The 22,811-nt window shown below is 71.4% G+C and carries 24 protein-coding genes; 22 read left to right on the top strand and 2 right to left on the bottom strand.

The features are described from left to right. The first annotated feature begins 1 nt into the window (after position 1). The 21 genes from lysA to HOO61_RS11275 all read left to right on the top strand — a co-directional run bounded on the left by lysA (position 2) and on the right by HOO61_RS11275 (position 19,535). Positions 2-1,408, top strand: coding sequence for a diaminopimelate decarboxylase (gene lysA, locus HOO61_RS11175; RefSeq protein WP_172258739.1), 1,407 nt, complete (start codon positions 2-4; stop codon positions 1,406-1,408). 76 nt (positions 1,409-1,484) lie between these two features. Beyond that, positions 1,485-2,801 carry a homoserine dehydrogenase gene (locus tag HOO61_RS11180; protein WP_172258740.1) on the top strand — a complete coding sequence of 439 codons (1,317 nt, stop codon included), beginning with the start codon at positions 1,485-1,487 and terminating at the stop codon, positions 2,799-2,801. Next, on the top strand, positions 2,798-3,877 hold the full coding sequence (gene thrC / locus HOO61_RS11185) for a threonine synthase (protein WP_172258741.1): 1,080 nt from the start codon (positions 2,798-2,800) through the stop codon (positions 3,875-3,877). The genes HOO61_RS11180 and thrC overlap by 4 nt, the downstream gene beginning before the upstream one ends. After that, complete coding sequence (gene thrB, locus HOO61_RS11190) at positions 3,877-4,773, top strand: homoserine kinase (RefSeq protein WP_172258742.1); 897 nt, start codon at positions 3,877-3,879, stop codon at positions 4,771-4,773. The genes thrC and thrB overlap by 1 nt, the downstream gene beginning before the upstream one ends. A 219-nt stretch (positions 4,774-4,992) precedes the next feature. Further along, entirely contained in the window at positions 4,993-6,894 is a 1,902-nt protein-coding gene (rho, locus tag HOO61_RS11195) for a transcription termination factor Rho (RefSeq protein WP_172258743.1), read from the top strand. Positions 6,895-7,023: 129 nt separating this feature from the next. After that, complete coding sequence (gene rpmE / locus HOO61_RS11200; protein WP_172258744.1) at positions 7,024-7,248, top strand: 50S ribosomal protein L31; 225 nt, start codon at positions 7,024-7,026, stop codon at positions 7,246-7,248. A gap of 99 nt (positions 7,249-7,347) precedes the next feature. Then, a complete protein-coding gene (gene prfA, locus HOO61_RS11205; protein ID WP_172258745.1) occupies positions 7,348-8,421 on the top strand; it encodes a peptide chain release factor 1 in 1,074 nt (357 codons plus the stop codon). Between the two features lie 61 nt (positions 8,422-8,482). Further along, positions 8,483-9,346: a peptide chain release factor N(5)-glutamine methyltransferase gene (gene prmC / locus HOO61_RS11210; protein WP_172258746.1), complete on the top strand. Its 864-nt coding sequence runs from the start codon at positions 8,483-8,485 to the stop codon at positions 9,344-9,346. Next, positions 9,343-10,008, top strand: coding sequence for an L-threonylcarbamoyladenylate synthase (locus HOO61_RS11215; RefSeq protein ID WP_172258747.1), 666 nt, complete (start codon positions 9,343-9,345; stop codon positions 10,006-10,008). Before prmC ends, HOO61_RS11215 begins: the two co-directional genes overlap by 4 nt. Positions 10,009-10,013: 5 nt before the next feature. After that, a complete protein-coding gene (locus tag HOO61_RS11220; RefSeq protein WP_172258748.1) occupies positions 10,014-11,195 on the top strand; it encodes an MraY family glycosyltransferase in 1,182 nt (393 codons plus the stop codon). A gap of 79 nt (positions 11,196-11,274) precedes the next feature. Further along, a complete protein-coding gene (locus tag HOO61_RS11225) occupies positions 11,275-11,730 on the top strand; it encodes a hypothetical protein (RefSeq protein ID WP_172258749.1) in 456 nt (151 codons plus the stop codon). 32 nt (positions 11,731-11,762) lie between these two features. Continuing rightward, entirely contained in the window at positions 11,763-12,026 is a 264-nt protein-coding gene (locus tag HOO61_RS11230; protein ID WP_172258750.1) for an AtpZ/AtpI family protein, read from the top strand. Beyond that, a complete protein-coding gene (gene atpB / locus HOO61_RS11235; protein ID WP_367650127.1) occupies positions 12,023-12,811 on the top strand; it encodes a F0F1 ATP synthase subunit A in 789 nt (262 codons plus the stop codon). Before HOO61_RS11230 ends, atpB begins: the two co-directional genes overlap by 4 nt. Before the next feature lie 68 nt (positions 12,812-12,879). Beyond that, positions 12,880-13,089 carry an ATP synthase F0 subunit C gene (atpE, locus tag HOO61_RS11240; protein WP_030482691.1) on the top strand — a complete coding sequence of 70 codons (210 nt, stop codon included), beginning with the start codon at positions 12,880-12,882 and terminating at the stop codon, positions 13,087-13,089. Positions 13,090-13,129: 40 nt separating this feature from the next. Further along, positions 13,130-13,699: a F0F1 ATP synthase subunit B gene (locus HOO61_RS11245; RefSeq protein WP_172258751.1), complete on the top strand. Its 570-nt coding sequence runs from the start codon at positions 13,130-13,132 to the stop codon at positions 13,697-13,699. Then, entirely contained in the window at positions 13,699-14,493 is a 795-nt protein-coding gene (locus HOO61_RS11250; protein WP_253942248.1) for a F0F1 ATP synthase subunit delta, read from the top strand. Before HOO61_RS11245 ends, HOO61_RS11250 begins: the two co-directional genes overlap by 1 nt. 81 nt (positions 14,494-14,574) lie before the next feature. Next, a complete protein-coding gene (gene atpA / locus HOO61_RS11255; protein WP_172258752.1) occupies positions 14,575-16,215 on the top strand; it encodes a F0F1 ATP synthase subunit alpha in 1,641 nt (546 codons plus the stop codon). Between the two features lie 4 nt (positions 16,216-16,219). Then, on the top strand, positions 16,220-17,146 hold the full coding sequence (locus tag HOO61_RS11260) for a F0F1 ATP synthase subunit gamma (protein ID WP_172258753.1): 927 nt from the start codon (positions 16,220-16,222) through the stop codon (positions 17,144-17,146). Positions 17,147-17,152: 6 nt separating this feature from the next. Continuing rightward, positions 17,153-18,610 carry a F0F1 ATP synthase subunit beta gene (atpD, locus tag HOO61_RS11265; RefSeq protein ID WP_172258754.1) on the top strand — a complete coding sequence of 486 codons (1,458 nt, stop codon included), beginning with the start codon at positions 17,153-17,155 and terminating at the stop codon, positions 18,608-18,610. Continuing rightward, entirely contained in the window at positions 18,610-19,014 is a 405-nt protein-coding gene (locus tag HOO61_RS11270) for a F0F1 ATP synthase subunit epsilon (protein WP_172258755.1), read from the top strand. Before atpD ends, HOO61_RS11270 begins: the two co-directional genes overlap by 1 nt. A gap of 77 nt (positions 19,015-19,091) precedes the next feature. Beyond that, positions 19,092-19,535 carry a DUF2550 domain-containing protein gene (locus tag HOO61_RS11275; RefSeq protein WP_172258756.1) on the top strand — a complete coding sequence of 148 codons (444 nt, stop codon included), beginning with the start codon at positions 19,092-19,094 and terminating at the stop codon, positions 19,533-19,535. Here the strand turns inward: HOO61_RS11275 and HOO61_RS11280 are convergent, their stop codons facing one another. Further along, on the bottom strand, positions 19,536-20,531 hold the full coding sequence (locus HOO61_RS11280; protein ID WP_216658790.1) for a substrate-binding domain-containing protein: 996 nt from the start codon (positions 20,529-20,531) through the stop codon (positions 19,536-19,538). A 67-nt stretch (positions 20,532-20,598) separates the two neighbouring features. Here HOO61_RS11280 and HOO61_RS11285 point away from each other — a divergent pair, with 67 nt between their 5' ends. Next, on the top strand, positions 20,599-21,768 hold the full coding sequence (locus tag HOO61_RS11285; protein ID WP_172258757.1) for an MFS transporter: 1,170 nt from the start codon (positions 20,599-20,601) through the stop codon (positions 21,766-21,768). Here the strand turns inward: HOO61_RS11285 and HOO61_RS11290 are convergent. Next, positions 21,765-22,739, bottom strand: coding sequence for a sensor domain-containing diguanylate cyclase (locus tag HOO61_RS11290; RefSeq protein ID WP_172258758.1), 975 nt, complete (start codon positions 22,737-22,739; stop codon positions 21,765-21,767). The two genes, HOO61_RS11285 and HOO61_RS11290, sit on opposite strands and share 4 nt — an antisense overlap. Positions 22,740-22,811 lie beyond the last annotated feature (72 nt).

The following is a 22,811-nucleotide window of genomic DNA, read 5'->3' on the forward strand; positions in this document are numbered from 1 at the left end:
CGTGCCCACCGCACACCCGTCCGGTTGGGCCCACGCGGACGGCGCGCTGCGTGGCCCGCACTGGCTGCGTGAGCCGAGCGACCCCGACGCCCTCGTCCCGCTGCTGTGGTCGCGAACGGCCACCAAGGACGACGGCGTCCTGAGCGTCGGCGGCGTGCCGCTGCCCGAGCTGGTGCGCGAGCACGGCTCGCCGGCGTACGTCCTCGACGAGGCCGACTTCCGCAGCCGCGCCGGCGCCTTCCGTGATGCCTTCTCCGACTACGACGTGTACTACGCGGGCAAGGCCTTCCTCTGCACCACCGTCGCCCGGTGGCTGGCCGACGAGGGGCTGTCGCTCGACGTCTGCTCGGGTGGCGAGCTGGCCGTCGCCGAGCGGGCCGGGTTCCCGATGGAACGGGTCGGCTTCCACGGCAACAACAAGACCCTCGGCGAGCTGGAGCGGGCCGTCGAGCTCGGCGTGGGGCGGATCATCGTGGACTCCTTCCACGAGATCGAGCGACTCGCCGCCGTCACGGCCGAGCTCGGGCGGACCGTGGGCGTGATGGTGCGGGTCACCGCCGGCGTGGAGGCCCACACGCACGAGTACATCGCCACCGCGCACGAGGACCAGAAGTTCGGCTTCTCGATCGCCAGCGGCAACGCGCTCGAGGCCGTACGCCGGGTGCACGACGCGCCGGGGCTGCGCCTGCTGGGCCTCCACTCCCACATCGGCAGCCAGATCTTCGACACCTCCGGCTTCGAGGTGGCCGCCCGTCGCGTGCTCGCGCTGCACGCGCGCGTCGTCGAGGAGGTGGGCGTCGAGATGCCGGAGATGGACCTCGGCGGCGGCTTCGGCATCGCCTACACGACCCAGGACGACCCGTCCGACCCCGCGCAGCTGGCCACGGAGATCTCCAAGATCGTCGAGCACGAGTGCCGCGGCCTCGGCATCACGGTGCCGCGGCTGTCCATCGAGCCCGGCCGTGCGATCGTCGGACCCTCCATGTGCACGGTCTACGAGGTCGGCACGGTCAAGGAGGTCGCCCTCGACGGCGGGCTCGTGCGCACCTACGTGTCCGTCGACGGCGGGATGAGCGACAACATCCGCACCGCCCTCTACGACGCCGACTACTCCGCCACGATCGCCTCGCGCTCGTCCGGCGCACCGCCCGCGCTGTCGCGGGTCGTGGGCATGCACTGCGAGGCCGGGGACATCGTCGTCAAGGACGAGTTCCTGCCCGGCGACGTACGTCCCGGTGACCTCGTCGCGGTGCCCGGGACCGGTGCCTACTGCAGATCCATGGCGTCGAACTACAACCACGCCCTGCGTCCTCCGGTGATCGGAGTTCGGGACGGGAAGACTTTCACCGTGCTGCGACGAGAGACTGTGGCCGACCTGTTGGCGACCGATGTGGGTGTTTCTTCATGAGCGAGCGAAGCGAGCGAATCATCCAGCACAGCGTGATTCGTGCCTCGTGTGCGCACGGAACGAAGCGAGTACGCGCATGAGTATGGGTGACAAGCGCACCTTGGGTGTGGCCGTGCTGGGCTGCGGTGCGGTCGGCTCCCAGGTGGTGCGGCTGCTCGCCGAGCAGCACGACGACCTGGCCGCCCGGGTCGGTGCACCCGTCGAGCTGGTGGGGGTCGCCGTACGACGCCTCGACGCGCCCCGCGACGTCGACGTGCCCGAGGGGCTGCTGACCACCGACGCGCACGGCCTGGTCGCCCGCGACGACGTGGACCTGGTCGTGGAGGTGATCGGCGGCATCGAGCCGGCGCGCTCCCTCATCCTGTCCGCGCTCCACAACGGCGCCAGCGTCGTCACGGCCAACAAGGCGCTGCTCGCCGAGGACGGCCCGACCCTGTTCGAGGCCGCGGCCAAGGCCGAGCGCGACCTCTACTACGAGGCGGCCGTCGCCGGTGCGATCCCGATCCTGCGCCCGCTGCGCGAGTCGCTCGCCGGCGACCGGGTCACCCGGGTGCTGGGCATCGTCAACGGCACCACCAACTTCATCCTCGACAAGATGGACACCTCCGGCGCCGGCTTCTCCGAGGCGCTCGAGGAGGCCCAGGAGCTCGGCTACGCCGAGGCCGACCCGACGGCCGACGTCGAGGGCTTCGACGCCGCGGCCAAGGCGGCCATCCTCGCCAGCCTCGCCTTCCACTCGCGGGTGACCGCCGCCGACGTCCACCGCGAGGGGATCTCCGAGGTCACCGCGGCCGACGTCGCCAGCGCCCGCGACATGGACTCGGTGGTCAAGCTGCTCGCGATCTGCGAGCTGCGCCCGGGCCCGGACGGCCAGGAGCAGGTCGCAGCCCGCGTCCACCCGGCGATGATCCCGCGCTCCCACCCGCTCGCGAGTGTCCGCGAGGCCTACAACGCCGTCTTCGTCGAGTCGGAGGCCGCCGGACAGCTGATGTTCTACGGCCCCGGTGCGGGAGGCGCGCCCACGGCGAGCGCCGTGCTCGGTGATCTGGTCACGGTCGCCCGCAACCGCCTCGCCGAGACCCGCGGCGCCGGCGAGTCGGCGTACGCCGACCGTGCCGTCCTGCCGATGGGGGAGACCCGCACCCGCTACCACGTCGCGATCGACGTGGACGACCGCGCCGGCGTGCTCGCGGCCGTGGCCAACGCGTTCGCCGACCACGACGTGTCGATCCAGACCGTCCGCCAGGAGGGCCGCGGCGCCGACGCCCAGCTCGTCGTCGTGTCGCACGCCGCGCCCGACGCCGCGCTCAGCGCAACGGTCGACCAGCTCCGCAGCATGGACATCGTCCGCGAGGTCACCTCGGTGATGCGGGTCGAGGGAGGCGACGAATGACCACCACCGTCAGGACCCACCAGTGGCACGGGGTGATCGAGGAGTACCGCCACCTCCTCGACCTGCCCGAGGGCATGCCCGCCGTGACGCTTCGTGAGGGCGGCACCCCCCTCGTGCACTCCGAGTGGCTCTCCGGGCTGACCGGGGGAGAGGTCTGGCTCAAGGTCGAGGGCGACAACCCGACCGGCTCGTTCAAGGACCGTGGCATGACGGCCGCGATCTCCCACGCCAAGCACCTCGGCGCTGAGGCAGTGGTGTGCGCCTCGACGGGCAACACGTCGGCGTCCATGGCGGCGTACGCCGCGAAGGCCGGGCTCAAGCCGCTCGTGCTCATCCCCGAGGGCAAGATCGCCGCCGGCAAGCTCGCCCAGGCGGTCGTGCACGGTGCGCAGGTCATCATGGTGCGCGGCAACTTCGACGACTGCCTGTCGATGGCCATCGGCCTGTCGAAGGGCTACCCGGTCGAGCTGGTCAACTCGGTCAACCCGGTCCGGCTGCAGGGGCAGAAGACGGCGTCGTTCGAGATCGTCGACTTCCTCGGCGACGCGCCCGACGTGCACCTGCTGCCGGTCGGCAACGCCGGCAACATCTCCGCCTACTGGCTCGGCTACCAGCAGTACGCCGACCTCGGCCGCGCGAGCAAGAGGCCGAGGATGCTCGGCTTCCAGGCCGAGGGCGCGGCGCCGCTGGTCACCGGTGAGCCGTTCCCCGACCCGGAGACCAAGGCGACCGCGATCCGGGTCGGCAACCCGGCGTCGTGGCACCTCGCCGAGCAGGCGGCCAAGGAGTCCGAGGGCGGCTTCGCGGCCCTCTCCGACGCGCAGATCCTCGCCGCCCAGCTCGAGCTCGCCCGCAACGACGGCGTCTTCGTCGAGCCCGCCTCGGCCGCCGGCGTCGCCGGCCTGCTGGCGGCGCTGGAGTCCGGCCAGGTCTTCACGGGGGCGACGGTGGCGATCACCGTCACCGGCCACGGCCTCAAGGACACCGCCACCGCGCTGGAGTCCTGCGGCGACATCGTCGACACGGTCGTCGACGCCGATGTCGACGCGGCCGCTGCCGCAGCCGGCCTCGGCTGATGGCCCAGTTCGTCGACGGGCCGGTGCGGGTCACCGTCCCGGCGACCTCGGCCAACCTCGGCCCGGGCTTCGACTCCCTCGGCCTGGCGCTGTCGCTGCGTGACGAGCTCGAGGCGCAGGTGCTGCCCGACGGGCTGGTCGTCGAGGTCGACGGCGCCGGCGCGGACGGCGTACCGCGCGACGGGTCACACCTGGTGGTGCGGTCGATGCGCGCGGCCTTCGAGCTGATGGGGGAGCAGCCGCCCGGCCTGCGCCTGCGCTGCAGCAACGCCATCCCGCACGCCCGCGGGCTCGGCTCGTCGTCCGCCGCGATCGTGGCCGGCGTCGTCCTGGCGCGGGCCCTGGTCGCCGGCGGCCAGCTGCTCGCCTCCGACGACGCGCTCTTCGACCTCGCCGCGGACCTGGAGGGCCACCCCGACAACGTCGCCCCGGCGTTCTACGGCGGCTTCGTGATCTCCGGACGCGAGGACGGGCACTGGTACGCCGTCCGTGCCGGGGTCGACCCGCGGATCACCGCCGTGGCGTTCGTCCCGCCGACCGGGGTGGAGACGACCGTCGCCCGCGGCCTGCTGCCGGAGTCCGTGCCGCACGCCGACGCCGCCGCGAACTCCGGTCGCGCCGCGCTGCTGGTGGCCGCCCTCAACGGTCAGCCCGAGCACCTCCTCGCCGCGACCCGCGACTGGCTCCACCAGGACCAGCGCGAACCCGCCATGCCCGAGACGCTGGCACTCGTACGCCGACTCCGCGCGGACGGCGTTCCCGCCGTGGTCTCCGGTGCCGGGCCGACCGTGCTGGCCTTCGGGTCGGCCGACACCTCGGCCCTCACCGCCCGCTGCCCGGCCGGCTGGTCGTGCCACGACCTCGCGATCGAGCCGAGCGGCGCGATCCTCCTCTGACCGCCGCCACCCCGGTTGGCGCGGCGAACGGTGCCGCAGTTCTGCACCGACGTGCTCTCGGACGGCCGCGTCCCTGCTAACCTGACCGCGCGCCGCTCGGCGTACCAGCCCGTCCCCGTCCTCGCGATGTCACGAGGTCCGCGTGGACGGGCGACCACCATCCGCCTCGCCGGCCGCACGTGTCGGTCCGGGAGGCGACGCGACGTGCGAAGGATCCACGTGACCGAGACCCCCTCTGCTGCTGCGGAGAACGCTGCCACCAAGCCTGCCAAGAAGTCCGGCGGGCTCAGCTCGATGCTCCTGGCCGACCTCAAGTCGATGGCCGCGGGCCTTGGCATCGCCGGAGCAGGCTCGATGAAGAAGGCTCAGCTCGTCGACGCCATCCGGGCCTTCCAGTCCGGCGGCGCCCAGGCGCACGCCGCGCCGGCCCAGGCGGCGCCGTCGCAGACCGCGCCGGCCCGGGCCGAGCAGCCGGCCCAGCAGCCGGAGCAGAGCACGGAGGCGGCCGCGGCCCCCGAGCCGGCGCCGCAGACGACCGTACGCACCCGCACCCGCAAGCAGCGCCAGGCCGAGCAGCAGGCCGAGCGGGCAGAGGCGACGACCGCGGACCGCTCCGAGAAGGAGCCCGAGCAGCGCCCCGAGCAGAGGTCCGAGCAGAGGTCCGAGCAGAAGCCCGACCGCTCCGAGAAGCAGGACCAGAAGAAGCAGGACCAGAAGCAGGACAAGCAGCAGGACCAGAAGCAGGGCCAGAAGGCCAAGCAGAACCAGCAGAACCAGCAGGGCAAGCAGGACCAGCAGGGCAAGCAGGACCGGGACCGCCAGGACCAGAGCCGCCAGGACCGCGACCGTCAGGACCGGCAGGACAGGGATCGGCAGGACCAGAACCGTCAGGACCAGAACCGCCAGGACCAGAGCCGGCAGGACCAGCACGCCGGCGACGACGACGAGGACGGCGAGGGCGGCAGCCGCCGCAACCGCCGTCGTCGCGGACGCGACCGTACGACGGCCCGTCAGGGTGGCAGCCGCAACGAGCCCGACACCACGATCCTCGAGGACGACGTCCTGGTCCCGGCTGCCGGCATCCTCGACGTCCTCGACAACTGCGCGTTCGTGCGGACGTCGGGCTACCTGCCCGGCCCGGAGGACGTCTACCTGTCGCTGTCGATGGTCCGGAAGTACCACCTCCGCCGCGGCGACGCGGTGGTCGGCCAGGTGCGCCAGCCGCGCGAGGGGGAGCGCCGGGAGAAGTTCAACCCGATGGTCCGCATCGACAGCGTCAACGGCACCGAGGCCGAGGGCGCCAAGGAGCGCCCGCAGTTCGTCGACGCGGTGCCGGTCCACCCGCACCAGCGGCTGCGCCTGGCCACGGACGCCGACCTGATCGGGCGCGTCGTCGACGTCGCGGCCCCGGTGGGCAAGGGTCAGCGCGGTCTGGTCCTCGCGCCTCCGCGCACCGGTGCCACGACGCTCCTGCAGTCGATCGCCCAGTCGGTCACGACCAACAACCCGGAGTGCCACGTCATGGTGGTCCTGGTCGACACCCGTCCCGAGGAGGTCACCGACTACCAGCGCGCCGTCAAGGGCGAGGTCGTCGCTTCGACCTTCGACCGGCAGCCGGCTGACCACACCCTGGTCGCCGAGCTCGCCATCGAGCGCGCCAAGCGGCTGGTCGAGCTCGGCCACGACGTGGTCGTCCTGTTGGACTCGCTCACCCGGCTGGGTCGCGCGTACAACCTGGCCGCGCCGGCCAACGGCCGCGTCCTCGCCGGCCTCGTCGACGCCTCGGCGGTGCACCCGACGAAGGAGTTCTTCGGCGCGGCGCGCGCGGTCGAGGACGGCGGCTCGCTGACCATCCTGGCGACCGTCGCCGTCGGCACCGGCTCGGCCACCGACGAGTTCTTCCTCGAGGAGCTCGCGGGGGCCGCCAACCTCGAGCTGGTGCTCAGCACCGACCGCGCGGCCAAGGGCATCGTGCCCGCGGTCGACGTGGCGGCCTCGGGGACCCGGCACGAGGAGAAGCTGCTCGCCCCGGCCGAGGGTGCCGTCGTCGGCGACCTGCGCAAGCAGCTCGCCGCCGCGGACTCCCCGCAGGCCGTGACGAAGGTCGTCGGCGCCCGCTGACCGGGGGTTCCCGAGCGGGAATCCATGGATTGGCGCCGTTGTTCACACCGGTGGCACACTTGTGCGCCGGCTCCGGTTCACGTCACTACGCATCCACGCGGGCGACCCGGAGCAATTCGAGAGGACACCATGAAGAAGGACACCCACCCCGAGTACGTCGAGACCCAGGTGACCTGCACCTGTGGCGCGAAGTTCACCACCCGCAGCACCGCGACCTCCGGCTCGATCCACGCCGACGTCTGCTCGCAGTGCCACCCGTTCTACACCGGCAAGCAGAAGATCCTCGACACCGGCGGCCGCGTCGCCCGCTTCGAGGCCCGCTACGCCAAGAAGGCTCCGGCCGACAAGAAGTAGTCCACGCCTGGCGCCGGTCGCCCGCTCACCGCGGGAGGCCGGCGCCTTGTCGTCTGCCCACCCGTCCCACCCGTCCCGACCCGGACCGAGGAGTCACCGTTGTTCGAAGCAGTCGACGGCATGCGCGAGGAGCACGCCGACCTCGAGCGACGCCTCGCGCTCCCCGAGACCCACGCGGACCAGCGCCTGGCCAAGCAGCTCAACCAGCGCTACGCCGAGCTGACCGCGGTCGTGACCACCTGGCAGGAGTGGCTCCGGCTGGGTGACGACATCGAGGCGGCGCGCGAGCTGGCCTCCGACGACCCGGCCTTCGCGCAGGAGGCCGACGACCTCGCCGCGCGGCGGGACACCGCCGAGGAACGGCTGCGCCGGTTGCTGGTGCCGCGCGACCCGGCCGACGGCAAGGACGCCCTGCTGGAGATCAAGTCGGGGGAGGGCGGCGAGGAGTCCGCGCTCTTCGCCGGTGACCTGCTGCGGATGTACTCCCGCTACGCCGAGACGCGCGGCTGGAGCGTCGAGCTGCTCGACGCCACCGAGTCCGACCTCGGCGGCTACAAGTCGGTCACGGCGGCCGTGAAGGCCCGCGGGACCGTCGAGCCCGGCCAGGCGCCGTACGCCCTGCTCAAGTTCGAGGGCGGGGTGCACCGGGTCCAGCGGGTGCCGGTCACCGAGTCGCAGGGCCGCGTGCACACCTCGGCCGCCGGCGTCCTCGTGTCGCCCGAGGCGGAGCCGATCGACGTCACGATCGACGACAACGACCTGCGCATCGACGTCTACCGCTCGAGCGGACCCGGCGGCCAGAGCGTCAACACCACCGACTCGGCCGTGCGCATCACCCACCTGCCCACCGGCATCGTGGCGAGCTGCCAGAACGAGAAGAGCCAGCTGCAGAACAAGGAGTCCGCGATGCGGATCCTCCGCTCGCGCCTGCTGCAGGCTGCCCAGGACGCCGCCGACGCGGAGGCCAGCGACGCCCGGCGCTCGCAGGTGCGCACGGTCGACCGCTCCGAGCGGATCCGCACCTACAACTACCCGGAGAACCGGATCTCCGACCACCGCACCGGCTACAAGTCCTACAACCTCGACCAGGTGCTCGACGGCGACCTCCAGCCGGTGCTCGACTCGTGCGTGGAGACCGACATGGCCGCCCGGCTCGCGGCCCTCGAGTCATGAGCACCCCACGACGTTCCTCTCCTCCGCTTCGCTCCCCCGAACAACGCCGCGGGGACCCCGCATGAGCGGCGCCCGGGACCTGCGCCGCGCCGCCGCGGCACGGCTGCGCGAGGCGGGCGTCGCCTCGCCCGAGCGCGACGCCGAGCTGCTGCTCGCCCACGTCCTCGACGTCGGCCTCGGCCGGCTGCTGCTGATCGACGACCTCGACGCCGACCAGCACGAGCGGTACGACGCCCTGGTGGCGCGCCGCGCTGCCCGCGAGCCGCTGCAGCACCTGGTCGGCACGGCGGCCTTCCGCCACGTCGAGCTCGCCGTCGGGCCCGGTGTCTTCGTGCCACGCCCCGAGACCGAGCTGCTGGCCGGGTGGGCGATCGAGCAGGCCCGGCTCGTCTCCGCGAGGGGTGAGGGAGAGCGGGCGCCGGTGGTCGTCGACCTCTGCACGGGCTCGGGGGCGATCGCGCGGGCGGTCGCGGACGAGGTCCCCGACGCGGAGGTGCACGCGGTCGAGCTCGACGAGCAGGCGTTCGCCTGGGCCGAGCGCAACCTCGCCGGCACCGGCGTCGACCTGCGCCCCGGCGACATGGCCACCGCCTTCGACGACCTGGCCGGCACCGTCGACGTCGTCGTGTGCAACCCGCCCTACATCCCGCTCGAGGCATGGGAGTCGGTCGCCGTCGAGGCCCGCGACCACGACCCCCACCTCGCGCTCTTCTCCGGCGACGACGGCCTCGACGCGATGCGCGTCCTCGAGCGGCGCGCCGCCCTGCTCCTGCGGCCCGGGGGAGTGGCGGGCGCCGAGCATGCCGACGTCCAGGGAGCGGCCGCGCCGGGGGTCTTCGCGGCGTCCGGCCGCTGGGTCGACGTGGTCGACCACCCCGACCTCGCGGGTCGACCGCGCTACCTGACCGCGCGGCTGGCACGATGAGCGACGTGGACAGGCTTGCGACCTCGACGGAGGAGGAGCGGGACGCGGCGGTGAGCGCCGCGGCCGGCGCCGTACGACGCGGTGACCTGGTGGTCATCCCCACCGACACCGTCTACGGCATCGCGGCCGACGCGTTCTCCCACGACGCCGTCCGACGCCTCCTGCAGGCCAAGGGACGCGGCCGCGAGATGCCGCCGCCGGTGCTCGTCTCGGCCGCGACCACCCTCGACGCGCTCGCGGAGAGCGTGCCGCCCTGGGCGCGCACCCTCGTCGAGGAGTTCTGGCCCGGACCGCTCACGCTCGTGTGCCGGCAGCAGGGCTCGCTCATGTGGGACCTCGGCGAGACGCGTGGCACCGTCGCGGTGCGGATGCCCGACGACGAGGTGGCGCTCGCCGTCCTCGAGCGCACGGGGCCGCTGGCCGTCAGCTCTGCCAACCTCACCGGCCGACCGGCCGCGACCGACGCCGACCAGGCGGAGGAGATGCTCGGAGACGCCGTCGCGGTCATCGTCGACGCCGGCGCCTCTCCGGGAGGGGAGGCCTCGACCATCGTCGACGTCACCGTCCCCGAGGGTCGCGTGCTGCGGCTCGGCGCGCTGTCCCTGGAGCAGCTCAACGCCGCGATCGAAGAGCACGGGGTCGTGCTCGAAGACCAGGGCTAGGCCGGATGCGGGAGTACCTCCTCGTCTTCCTGGTCGCCCTGTCGGTGACCTACCTGCTCACGGTCGTCGCGCGGGAGATCGCCCTGCGCACCGGAGCGGTCGCCAAGGTCCGCGACCGCGACGTGCACGCCGAGCCGATCCCCTACCTCGGCGGCCTGGCCATGCTCGGTGGGCTCTACGCGGCCTACCTCGTCGCCCGCCACCTGCCGTTCCTGTCGACGAGCGAGGAGTTCGTCCTCCCCGACGCCGGGGCCGTCCTCCTGGCGGGCGCCCTCGTGTGCGCCGTCGGCGTCATCGACGACATCTTCGAGCTCGACGCGCTGACCAAGCTGGGCGGGCAGGTCCTCGCCGCCGGCCTGCTGGTGACGCAGGGGGTGCGGTTCTACTACTTCCCGGCCGCCGACGGGACCCAGTTCTCCCTCGACGACGTGCAGGGCGCGGTGCTGACCCTGGTCGTGGTGATCGGCACGATGAACGCCGTGAACTTCGTCGACGGGCTCGACGGCCTGGCTGCGGGCGTGGTGGGCATCGGGGCGGCGGCGTTCTTCCTCTACTGCTACTTCGCCTCCGCTCAGACCAACCTGACCCTCGCCACGACCGGCGCCCTGCTCAGCGCCGCCCTGGCCGGGGCGTGCGCGGGCTTCCTCCCGCACAACTTCCATCCCGCCCGCCTCTTCATGGGTGACTCCGGGTCGATGCTCATCGGGCTGGTGCTGTCCGCGAGCGCGCTCACGCTGACCGGTCAGTTCGTCGGCATGCCGGAGACCACGGGCAACAGCCTCTTCGTGACGGTGCTGCCTGTCCTGCTTCCCATCTCGCTGCTGATGGTGCCGATCGTCGACCTCGTGCTCGCCGTCGTACGACGCACGCGCGCGGGCCGCTCGCCGATGAGTGCCGACAAGCAGCACCTGCACCACCGCCTCCTCGAGATCGGCCACTCCCAGCGGCGTGCGGTGCTGATCATGTGGACGTGGGCCTTCACCATCGCGACCGGAGCGGTCCTGGTCAGCCTGTTCGACGACCCCCTGGTGTGGTGGGGCCTCGGCTCGATGATCGTGCTGAGCGTGACGCTGACCTTCGTGCTGCCCAAGCTCCACCGGCCGCGCAAGACGGGTCTGGGGGACACCGGGCTTCCCGAGAACGCCAGTGTCGAGGGACGGGCGGACGAGCCCGTCGCGGGGTCGTGATTGCGGCTGCCCGCAGACTTTGTGATAGTTTTCACGAGCACTTCACGCACCGGATCAAGACACCAGACAGGCCGCCGACATGACGACCGAGAGCCGCGCGACCACTCGCCGCAGCAGCCTCGTGCCGGGCGTCCGGGTCGTCGTCCGAGCAGCCGCCCTGACGGCCCTCGCCGGGGTGCTCCTGATGGTCCTCGCCGCCGTCGTGCACGGCGCGGAGGCGGCTGCGGCCGCTGCGGTCGGGGCCGGACTGGTGGTCCTGGTGGTGTCCTTCGGCACGTTGTCGCTGCACGTCGTCGCGAGCGCGATGCCCACGGCATCGCTGCTGGTCGCCCTCGTGACCTACGCGACCCAGCTCGCGATCGTGCTGCTGGTCTTCCTCGCCATCACCCGGGGCGAGGCGTTCTCCGGCGACCAGGCGCGCGGCTGGCTGGCCGCGGGGATGGTGCTCGCCACGGTGGTGTGGACGGCCGCGCACCTCGTGCTGACCGCGCGCGAGCGGGCGCCCTACTTCGACCTCCCGCCCGGGGGTGAGTGATGGTCACCGCGACTGCTAACGTTCGGGGCGCGATGGCCGAGTCCAGTGCCTCTTCCTCCCAACCTCGCAGCAACGGCGCTCCCAGCTACCTCGTGGCCGGGGTGCTGTTCTACGGCGCGGTCGGCTGGCTGCTGGACCAGTGGCTGGGCACCCGCTACCTGGTGGCGGTGGGAGTCCTGCTGGGCGCAGGCCTCGGCACGTACCTGATGATCCTGCAGCTGACCCGGCTCACGGCCGGCGAGCAGGAGAGCACCACCCAGACGAGTGACAAGACGAGCATCGAGGAGTCGGAGTGAGCTACAGCCAGCCTGTCGCGGCAGAGGGCGGTTCGGGATTCCACGCCCCCGGCCCCGGGAGCTTCGAGCTGCCGCCGATCTTCGGTGACGTCACCAAGCCGATGCTGCTGCTCGCGCTGTCGGCCGTCCTGGTCTTCGGCTTCTTCTACGCCGCCACGCGCAACGCCTCGCTGGTGCCGGGCCGCCTGCAGTTCGCCGGCGAGATGGTCTACGGCTTCGTGCGCAACAACATGGCTCGCGACAACATCGGCAGCGAGCACTACATGAAGTTCGTGCCCTACCTCTTCACGCTGTTCACCTTCATCCTCGTGAACAACTACTACGGCGTGATCCCGTTCCTGCAGTTCCCCAGCTTCTCCCGCATCGGCTTCATCGTCCCGCTCGCGCTGATGAGCTGGTTGCTCTACATCGGTGCCGGCATGTGGAAGCACGGGCCGCTCGGCTACCTCAAGCACGCCACGATGCCCAGTGGCGTCAAGGGCCCGATCCTGCTCCTGCTCGTCCCGCTGGAGTTCTTCTCCAACATCATCATCCGGCCGTTCACGCTGACGCTCCGTCTGTTCGGCAACATGTTTGCCGGCCACCTGCTGCTCATCCTGTTCGCCACAGGTGGTGCCGCGCTCCTCGCGAGCGGCAACCTGCTCTACGGAGCCGTCGGCCTGCTGTCCTTCGGGCTCGGCATCGGCGTCAGCTTCCTGGAGATGCTGGTCATGTTCCTCCAGGCCTACGTCTTCACCCTCCTGAGCTCGATGTACATCGGCGAGGCCCTCGCCGACGAGCACTGATCCGCACCACCCCACAAGTTTCGCCAAACAGCGGCGCGAGAGACGCGTCGCCGACGAAAGGAAAAGCCGTGGAAGGCTCCATCAACCTGGTCGGTCTCGGCCTGTCCGCCATCGGTCCCGGTGTCGGTATCGGCCTGATCTTCGCCGCGTTCATCTCCGGTGTCGCGCGCCAGCCCGAGGCCCAGAGCCGTCTGCAGTCGATCGCCATCCTTGGCTTCGTTCTCGCCGAGGCGCTCTTCATCATCACCGTCGCGCTCGCGTTCGTCCTGCCTCTCTGACGACCGTCGCACCCAGCTCTAGACCGTAGGAGTTCGACTCATGGACCACATCGTCCTGGCGGCGGCAGAGGGCGAGACCCACAGTCCGGTTCTGCCGGTCTGGTCAGAGGTCATCCTCGCCCTGATCGTCTTCGCGATCCTCTTCGTGCTCATGCGCAAGTTCGTCGTGCCGAGCTTCGAGAAGACCTTCGCGGAGCGCACGCAGGCGATCGAGGGTGGGCTCAGCGCGGCCGAGTCCAAGCAGGCCGAGGCCGACGCCAAGCTCGCCGAGCTCGAGAAGCAGCTCGCCGACGCCCGGCACGAGGCCGCGCGCATCCGTGAGGAGGCGCGCGAGCAGGGTGCCGCGATCATCGCGGAGATGCGGGAGCAGGCCCAGGCCGAGTCCTCCCGGATCGTCGAGCACGGCAAGACGCAGATCGAGGCCGAGCGCCAGCAGGCGGTCACCTCGCTGCGTGCCGAGGTCGGCGCCCTCGCGACCGGCCTGGCCGGCCGCATCGTGGGCGAGAGCCTCGACGACGAGGCTCGCCAGAGCCGCGTGGTCGACCGGTTCCTGTCCGAGCTCGAGGCGCAGAACGGCACGACCTCGGCCCAGTCGGGGAGCGTCAACTGATGATGCGAGGAGCCTCTGCCGACGCCTACGCCGCCACCGCCGGCGCCCTCACGGGCGCCGGTGACGCGGCCGCGGTCGGTCGGGACCTGTTCGGGGTGGCGGACCTCCTCCGCTCCGAGCCCGCACTTCGCCGCGTCGCCACCGACGCGTCGATCGACAGCGACGCGAAGGCCGGGCTGCTCCGTCAGGTGCTGTCCGGCAAGGTCTCCGACCTGGCGCTGGCCGTGGTGACCATCGCGGTCGCCCAGCGCTGGACCGCCAGCCGCGACCTCGCCGACGCCCTCGAGCGCCTCGGTGTGATCTCGGTGGCGAAGTCAGCGGGGGGCGACGCCGGTCGCCTCGAGGACGAGCTGTTCGCCTTCGGGCGGGTCGTCCAGGACAACCCCGAGCTGCGTGACGCGCTGTCCGACCCGGCCCGCAACCGTGACGACAAGTCGCGGCTGCTGGCCGACCTGCTGGGGGACAAGGTGCTCCCGGCGACGGTCGCGCTCGTGCAGCAGTCGCTCTCGGGCAGCTACCGCACCGTCGGAGTGGCGCTGGCCGACTACCAGAAGGTGGCGGCCGAGGTCCGCGGTCAGGGTGTGGCCACGGTCCGCGTGGCCCGTCCCCTCGCCGACGCCGACCGGCAGCGGCTGGCCGAGGCGCTCTCGCGCAACTACGGCCGGGAGATCCACCTCAACGTCGTCGTCGACCCAGACGTCATCGGCGGCATCCGCGTCGAGACCGGCGACGACGTCATCGACGGGACGGTGTCCAGCCGTCTCGACGAGGCCCGGCGCCGCCTCGCCGGCTGAGCACGACGGCACCACGCAGCACCCAGAACTTTCGAGTCCAGAACTTTCGAGCAGTGAAGACCCAGGAACAGGTGAGATGAGATGACGGAGCTTTCCATCCGTCCGGACGAGATCCGGGACGCGCTCCAGCGCTTCGTGTCCGACTACAAGCCCGACACGGCGACCACGGAAGAGGTCGGCACCGTCGCGGAAGCCGCTGACGGCATCGCCCGCGTCAGCGGACTGCCCTCGGTCATGGCCAACGAGCTGCTCGAGTTCGAGGACGGCACGCTGGGCATCGCCCTCAACCTCGACACCCGCGAGATCGGCGTCGTGGTCCTGGGTGACTTCGACAAGATCGAGGAGGGCCAGGCGGTCCGTCGCACCGGCGAGATCCTCTCGGTCCCGGTGGGCGACGGCTACCTCGGCCGCGTCGTCGACCCGCTCGGCACCCCGATCGACGGCCTCGGCGACGTCGAGACGTCCGGACGTCGTCCCCTGGAGCTCCAGGCCGCGTCCGTGATGGAGCGCAAGTCGGTGCACGAGCCGCTCGCGACCGGCATCAAGGCCATCGACGCCATGACGCCGATCGGCCGCGGCCAGCGCCAGCTGATCATCGGTGACCGTGCGACCGGCAAGACCACCATCGCCATCGACACGATCATCAACCAGAAGCAGTACTGGGAGACCGGCGACCCGGACAAGCAGGTCCGCTGCATCTACGTCGCCATCGGCCAGAAGGGCTCGACCATCGCCTCCGTGCGTGGCGCCCTCGAGGAGGCCGGCGCGCTGGAGTACACCACCATCGTGGCCTCCCCGGCGTCCGACTCCGCCGGCTTCAAGTACCTCGCCCCCTACACCGGCTCGGCCATCGGCCAGCACTGGATGTACGAGGGCAAGCACGTCCTCATCGTCTTCGACGACCTGACCAAGCAGGCCGAGGCCTACCGCGCCGTGTCGCTGCTGCTGCGCCGCCCGCCGGGCCGCGAGGCCTACCCGGGCGACGTGTTCTACCTGCACAGCCGGCTGCTCGAGCGTTGCGCGAAGCTGTCCGACGAGATGGGCAAGGGCTCGATGACCGGCCTGCCGATCATCGAGACGAAGGCCAACGACGTCTCGGCGTTCATCCCGACCAACGTCATCTCGATCACCGACGGCCAGATCTTCCTGCAGTCCGACCTGTTCGCGGCCAACCAGCGCCCGGCGATCGACGTCGGCGTGTCGGTGTCGCGCGTGGGTGGCTCGGCGATGACCAAGGCGATGAAGGCCGTCACCGGCTCGCTCAAGGTCGACCTGGCGCAGTTCCGCGCGATGGAGGCGTTCGCGATGTTCGCCTCCGACCTCGACGCGGCGTCGCGCCAACAGCTCGACCGCGGCCAGCGCCTGATGGCCCTGCTCAAGCAGCCGCAGTACTCGCCCTACCCGCTGGACGAGATGACCGCGTCACTGTGGCTCGGCACCACCGGTCGTCTCGACCGGGTGCCGACCGACGACGTGCTGCGCTTCGAGCACGAGTTCATCGACTACCTGCGTCGCAGCCACGAGGGCATCCTCGCCGGCATCCGCGAGACCACGAAGTTCGACGACGACGCGGAGGCCGAGCTCGCCTCGGCCTACGACTCCTTCCTCGACCAGTTCGAGACTTCCGACGGCCAGAGCATCAAGGCCGGCAAGGAAGAGCACGTCGCCCTCGAGGACGAGGACGTCGAGCAGGAGCAGATCGTCAAGCAGAAGCGGGGCTGACGCCATGGCTCTCTCCGTACGCGAGTACCGCGCGCGGATCAAGTCGACGGAGTCGATGAAGAAGATCACGCGTGCGATGGAGCTCATCGCGGCCTCGCGGATCATCAAGGCCCAGCAGCGAGCCCAGGCGGCCGCGCCCTACGCTCGCGAGCTGACCCGCGCGGTGTCGGCCGTGGCGACGTTCTCCAACGTCGACCACGCGCTGACCACCGAGCCCGAGGACCCCAAGAAGGCAGCCGTCCTCGTGGTCACCTCCGACCGCGGCCTGGCCGGCGCCTACTCCTCGAGCGTCATCAAGGAGGCCGAGCGCCTCGTCGAGAAGCTCAAGGGCGAGGGCAAGGACGTCGACCTCTACACCAGCGGTCGCAAGGGTGAGGCCTACTTCAAGTTCCGTCAGCGGGACGTCGTCCAGGCCTGGACGGGCTTCTCCGACCAGCCGACCTACGACGTCGCGGCCGAGATCGGCGCCACGCTGATCGCGGCGTTCCTCGCCGACGCCGAGGACAACGAGTCCGACGTCCGCGACGTCGACGAGGTCCACGTCGTCTACACGCGGTTCCGCTCGATGCTCAGCCAGGAGCCCACGGCCGTGCGCCTGCTGCCCCTGGAGGTCGTCGAGGGCACGGAGGCCCCCGACAAGGCCGACCTGCTGCCGCTCTACGAGTTCGAGCCGTCCCCCTCGGAGGTGCTCGACTCCCTGCTGCCGCGCTACGTCCAGAGCCGCATCTTCTTCGCCCTCCTGCAGGCGGCCGCCTCCGAGCTGGCCGCGCGGCAGAAGGCGATGAAGTCCGCGACGGACAACGCCGACGAGCTCATCAAGAAGTACACCCGCATCGCCAACCAGGCCCGCCAGGCCGGTATTACCCAGGAAATCAGCGAGATCGTCGGTGGCGTCAACGCCCTCGCCGACGCCAACGCCGGGAGTGAGTGAGAGAACATGACTGCCACTGTTGAAGAGACCACGACGAGCGGCAACGCCGGCTCGGTCGGTCGCATCACGCGCGTCATCGGCCCGGTCGTGGACATCGAGTTCCCGACCGACGCCATGCCGGCGATCTACAACGCCCTCAAGGTCGACCTGACCCTGAGCGGCGAGACCACGACGATCACCCTCGAGGTCGCCCAGCACATCGGTGACGGCATGGTCCGTGCCATCTCGATGAAGCCCACCGACGGCCTCGTGCGCGGTGCGCAGGTGACCGACACCGGTGAGTCGATCACCGTTCCCGTGGGCGACGTGACCCTCGGCAAGGTGTTCAACACCACGGGTGACTGCCTCAACCTCGCCGAGGGCGAGACCCTCGACGTCAAGGAGCGGTGGGGCATCCACCGCAAGGCGCCCGCCTTCGACCAGCTCGAGTCGAAGACGCAGATGTTCGAGACCGGCATCAAGGTCATCGACCTGCTCACCCCCTACGTGCAGGGCGGCAAGATCGGCCTGTTCGGTGGTGCCGGCGTCGGCAAGACCGTGCTCATCCAGGAGATGATCGCCCGCGTGGCGAAGGACCACGGTGGTGTGTCGGTGTTCGCCGGTGTCGGCGAGCGCACCCGTGAGGGCAACGACCTCATCGTCGAGATGGAGGAGGCCGGCGTCATCGGCCAGACCGCCCTCGTCTTCGGTCAGATGGACGAGCCGCCGGGCACGCGCCTGCGCGTCGCCCTGTCGGCGCTGACGATGGCGGAGTACTTCCGCGACGTGCAGAAGCAGGACGTGCTGCTCTTCATCGACAACATCTTCCGCTTCACGCAGGCCGGTTCAGAGGTCTCCACGCTGCTCGGTCGCATGCCGTCCGCGGTGGGCTACCAGCCCAACCTGGCCGACGAGATGGGGCAGCTGCAGGAGCGCATCACCTCGACGCGTGGTCACTCGATCACCTCCATGCAGGCGATCTACGTCCCCGCCGACGACTACACCGACCCGGCCCCGGCGACGACCTTCGCGCACCTCGACGCGACGACCGAGCTCTCGCGAGAGATCGCCTCGCTCGGCATCTACCCGGCCGTGGACCCGCTGACGTCGACCTCGCGGATCCTCGACCCGCAGTACATCGGCGAAGAGCACTACCGCTGCGCCGTGCGGATCAAGCAGATCCTGCAGCGCAACAAGGAGCTCCAGGACATCATCGCGATCCTCGGTGTCGACGAGCTCTCCGAGGAGGACAAGATCATCGTCTCCCGAGCCCGCCGCATCCAGCGCTTCCTGTCGCAGAACACCTACGTCGCCAAGCAGTTCACCGGCATCGAGGGTTCGACCGTCCCGGTGGCCGACACCATCGAGGCGTTCAACAAGATCGCTGACGGCGAGTACGACCACGTGGCCGAGCAGGCCTTCTTCATGTGCGGCGGTCTGGACGACGTCGAGCAGAAGTGGGCCGAGATCCAGAAGAGCCTCTGATGGCTGACTCCACCGACAAGGCCCTCCAGGTCGAGCTGGTCGCTGCCGACCGGCTCGTCTGGTCGGGCCAGGCCACCATGGTCATCGCCCGCACCACCGAGGGCGACGTCGGCATCCTGCCCAACCACGCGCCGCTGCTGTCCTCGATCATCGAGGGCGTGGTGGACGTGCAGACGGCCGAGGGCGAGACCTGGATCGCGGCCGTCGACGCCGGGTTCATCTCGGTCGCCGACAACCGCGTCTCGATCCTGGCCGAGCGCGCCGAGATGTCCCACGAGATCGACCTGGAGAAGGCCCGCCAGGAGCTCGAGCGGGCCAAGGGCGCCGGCGAGAACGACGACGCGGCCCAGGAGGCCGTGCGCCGCGCCGAGGCCCGGATCCGTGCCGTGGAGCGGGCCTCCTGACGAGGCTTCCGGACCGACCGCTAGGGTGAGCGCACGAACCGCAGGGTTCGTGCGCTCACTGCGTTCGAGGGGTGTGGATGCCGGTCTGGGAATGGGCGCTCGACATCGTCGGGCTCTGCCTGCTCCTCGCCCTGCTCTACGGCATCGCCCTCATCGTCCGACGCCGCCTGCTGGCGCGTCATGGCGGCACCTTCGAGCTCAGCTACCGGGCGCGCACGGAGCACCCGGGGCGAGGCTGGCTGCTCGGCATCGGGCGCTACTCCGGGCAGTCGCTCGAGTGGTTCCGGATCTTCTCCCTGTCGCCACGCCCCAAGCGCGTGTGGGCCCGTGACCTGCTGGAGTACGCCGGTCGGCGCTCCCCGGCCGGCGCCGAGGAGATGTCCCTCTACGACGGTCACGTCGTGGCGTCGTGCCAGTACGACGGCGAGCCGCTGGAGATCGCGATGAGCGAGGCGTCCCTCACCGGCTTCCAGTCCTGGCTCGAGGCCGGCCCGCCCGGCACCGACTGGAACAAGCGCTAGTCAAACCTCGTTCGGAGCGGGGCCCGTCGAACCACTCACCCGCATCCGGACCGGCAGCAGCACGTCGTCGACGACCTCGCCGGCGATGCGGGACAGCACGGCTCGTGCCGTGGCCCGTCCCTTCTCGGCCAGCGGCTGCACGACCGTCGTCAGCTCGAGGTCGAGCCACGGCGTCGCGACTCCGTCGAAGCCGGCGACGCTGACGTCATCGGGGACCTCCATTCCGCGCCGTCGTGCCTCGAGCACCACGCCCGCGGCCTGTACGTCGCTCTGGCAGACCACCGCGGTCGCCTCGCCGCCGTCGTCCCACCACCCGCCGACCATGGCCTGGGCGGCGACGAGGTCGCTCGCGCACGGACCGATGACCTCCGCGTCCGGGAACACCTCGCGCAGCCCCGCCTCACGCTCGCGCTGGGGGTGGGACGGCTCCAGCGTGAGGGTCGCCACCCGCCGGTGGCCGAGGTCGTGGAGGTGGCGGGCCACGTCGGCCGCGCCGCGACGGTGCTCGACGTCGACGTAGGTGGCACCGGGCCACGCCGGGCCCTCGACGACGACCAGCGGGACGCCACGCGCCACCAGGTCGTCGTACGCCCCCCAGGTCTCGCACCCGCAGATGTCGTAGATGACCGCGTCGAGGGGGAGGCCCGCGTGCTCGTCGCCCTCGGGCATGAGCAGCAGGCCCAGGCCCGCCGCGTCGAGGACCTCGGAGACGGCGTCGAGCATCGGCAGCGCTGCCGGGTCGCGGAAGGCCGTGCTGAGCCGACCCACGGCGACGCCCACCACGCCGCTGCGGCCCCGGCGCAGGTTGCGGGCCAGCGGGTTGGGGCCGGCGTAGCCCAGTGCCCCCGCGGCGGCCAGCACCCGTTCGCGGGTCTTTGCGGAGACCGGTTTGTTGCCCGAGAAGGCCAGCGAGGCCGTGGAGAGGGAGACGCCCGCGGCAGCGGCCACGTCGGCCATCGTGGGCGTGCGCGCGGAGGTACGAGTTGGACCGGGCACGTCGTGGACGATAGCATCGAATCGATTCGATCGAAACGTTTCGCCATCGCACCGAGGAGCAGCACCCGTGCCGACCCTGACCGCCGCCCGCAACGCCGTGGGGCTGACGTTCTTCCTCAACGGTCTGGTCTTCGCCAGCTGGGTCTCCCGCATCCCCGAGGTGCGGTCCAGCTTCGATCTCACCAACGGCCAGCTCGGCCTGGTGCTCCTCGCCATCGCCCTGGGGTCGGTGCTCGCGCTGCCGACGACCGGCGCTGCCATCAACGCCCTGGGCACCGTGCGCATCGTGCGGCTCGGTGCGGCCGCGGCGACCATCGGGATGGCCGCTGCCGCGCTCGGGCTGGGCCACGTGCTGCCGCTGACCGTGGCCGGGCTCTTCGTCTACGGACTCGGCATCGGTGTGTGGGACGTGGCCATGAACGTCGAGGGAGCCGAGGTCGAGCGCGGCCTGAGGCGCACGATCATGCCGCGCTTCCACGCCGGCTTCAGCGGCGGCACGGTCGTCGGTGCCCTGGGTGGCGCGCTGCTCATCGAGCTCGACGTGCCCGCGGTGGCCCACCTCGTGGGTGTGGTGCTGGTCGCCATCGTGCTGGTCTGGCGCACGTCGCCGTCCTTCCTGCCGGTCGCCGAACGGCACGAGCAGACCGCGTCCTCGGCAGCACGTGCCTGGCTCGAGCCGCGCACGCTGCTCATCGGCGTGATGGTGCTGGCCCTGGCGATGACCGAGGGCACGGCCAACGACTGGCTGGCCGTCGCGCTCGTCGACGGCCACGACGTCTCCCACGCGGTGGGGGTGGCCGGCTTCGCCGTCTTCGTCCTGGCGATGACCGCCGGCCGCTTCGCCGGGACCGGCCTCATCGACCGGTTCGGCCGCGTCGTCGTGCTGTGGGGCACCATGGCCCTCGCGGGGGCGGGTGTCCTGCTGATCGTCCTCGCGGACCAGCCCGCGCTGGTCGTGGTCGGCATCGTGCTCTGGGGCGTGGGCGCCTCGCTCGGCTTCCCCGTCGGCATGAGCGCCGCGGCCGACGACCCCGTCCGTGCGGCGTCGCGAGTCAGCGTGGTGTCGACCATCGGCTACGCGGCGTTCCTCGCGGGTCCGCCGCTCCTCGGTTTCGTCGGCGACGAGGTCGGCACGCTCAAGGCGCTGCTGGTGGTCGCCGTGCTCCTGATGCCCGCGGCCCTGGTCGTGCCGGCTGCCCGCGAGCAGCGGGTCACCGAGTCGGCGCGGGTCGGCTAGCAGGTCCGGGGACGGCGTTTGTCGGCGTAGGTCGCGGCCTCCGCGGCGGCCTCGGTCTTGACCATCGTGCCCGCCCGCTCGAGCGTGGCGGCACCGATCCCTGCCGAGAGTCCCGCAGCGGCCAGCTCGGAGCGGATCCGGTCGGTGTAGACGGCGACCTGGGAGGCCGTGGTCTGCGGGCACAGGACCGCGAGCTCGTCGCCGTCGCGCCTGGCCACGACGTCGGTTCGGCGCGACGACGCACGCACCACCCGCGCGGCGCGGCGCAGGAGCGCGTCACCGGCGGCGTGACCGTCGCGGTCCTCGACCTGCTCGACGCCGTCGAGGTCGATCACCACGATGCTCGCGTGGTCGCCCAGCCGGTGGTGGCGAGCCTCCTCGGTCCGGCACGCGTGCCGCCACGAGCGCCGGTTGCGCAGCCCCGTCAGCGGATCGGTCTCCGACTCCTGCAGGGTCAGCTCGAGGCGACGCGCCAGGGACACCGCCCGGCCGTCCAGCTCGCGGACCACGCCGAGCAGCTGGCCGAGCAGCTCCAGCAGCGGCGCCAGCTCGGAGAAGGACTCGGGCCGGGCCTCGCGGTCGAGGCCGCAGATCGTGCCGAAGAGGGTGCGGTCGCTGTTGTGGACCGGGATGCCCACGTAGCTCGCGACGCCGAGGGCGCGGGCCGCGCTGTTGGCGGAGTAGGCGGGGACGCGGGAGATGTCCGGCGCGACGCTCGGGGCCCCGGTCACCCACATCGCGTGGCAGAGCGAGTCCTTCCAGGCGGTCCCCCCGCCGACGGCGAGACCGAGGTCGTTGTCGGGCGCGACCTCCAGGTAGACCTGCCGCCCCTCGATGACCCGGGACACCGTCCAGAACCCCATCGGCACGTGGGTCTGCAGGTGGTCGAGGACCAGCCGGCAGGCGTCCTCGAAGCTGGTCATCGTGGCCAGCTGCGGGGGAGGGGCGACGGCGGAGCTCTGGGGGTGCACGTCTCTCCTCGGAGCGTGTCGGTGATGTTCCAGAGCATTCTCGCCGCGAGGCGCCGTCCGCGCAGCCACTTG

Origin of the sequence: Nocardioides sp. zg-1230 (assembly GCF_013155335.1) — a bacterium.
In the GTDB taxonomy this organism is placed as follows: domain Bacteria; phylum Actinomycetota; class Actinomycetes; order Propionibacteriales; family Nocardioidaceae; genus Nocardioides.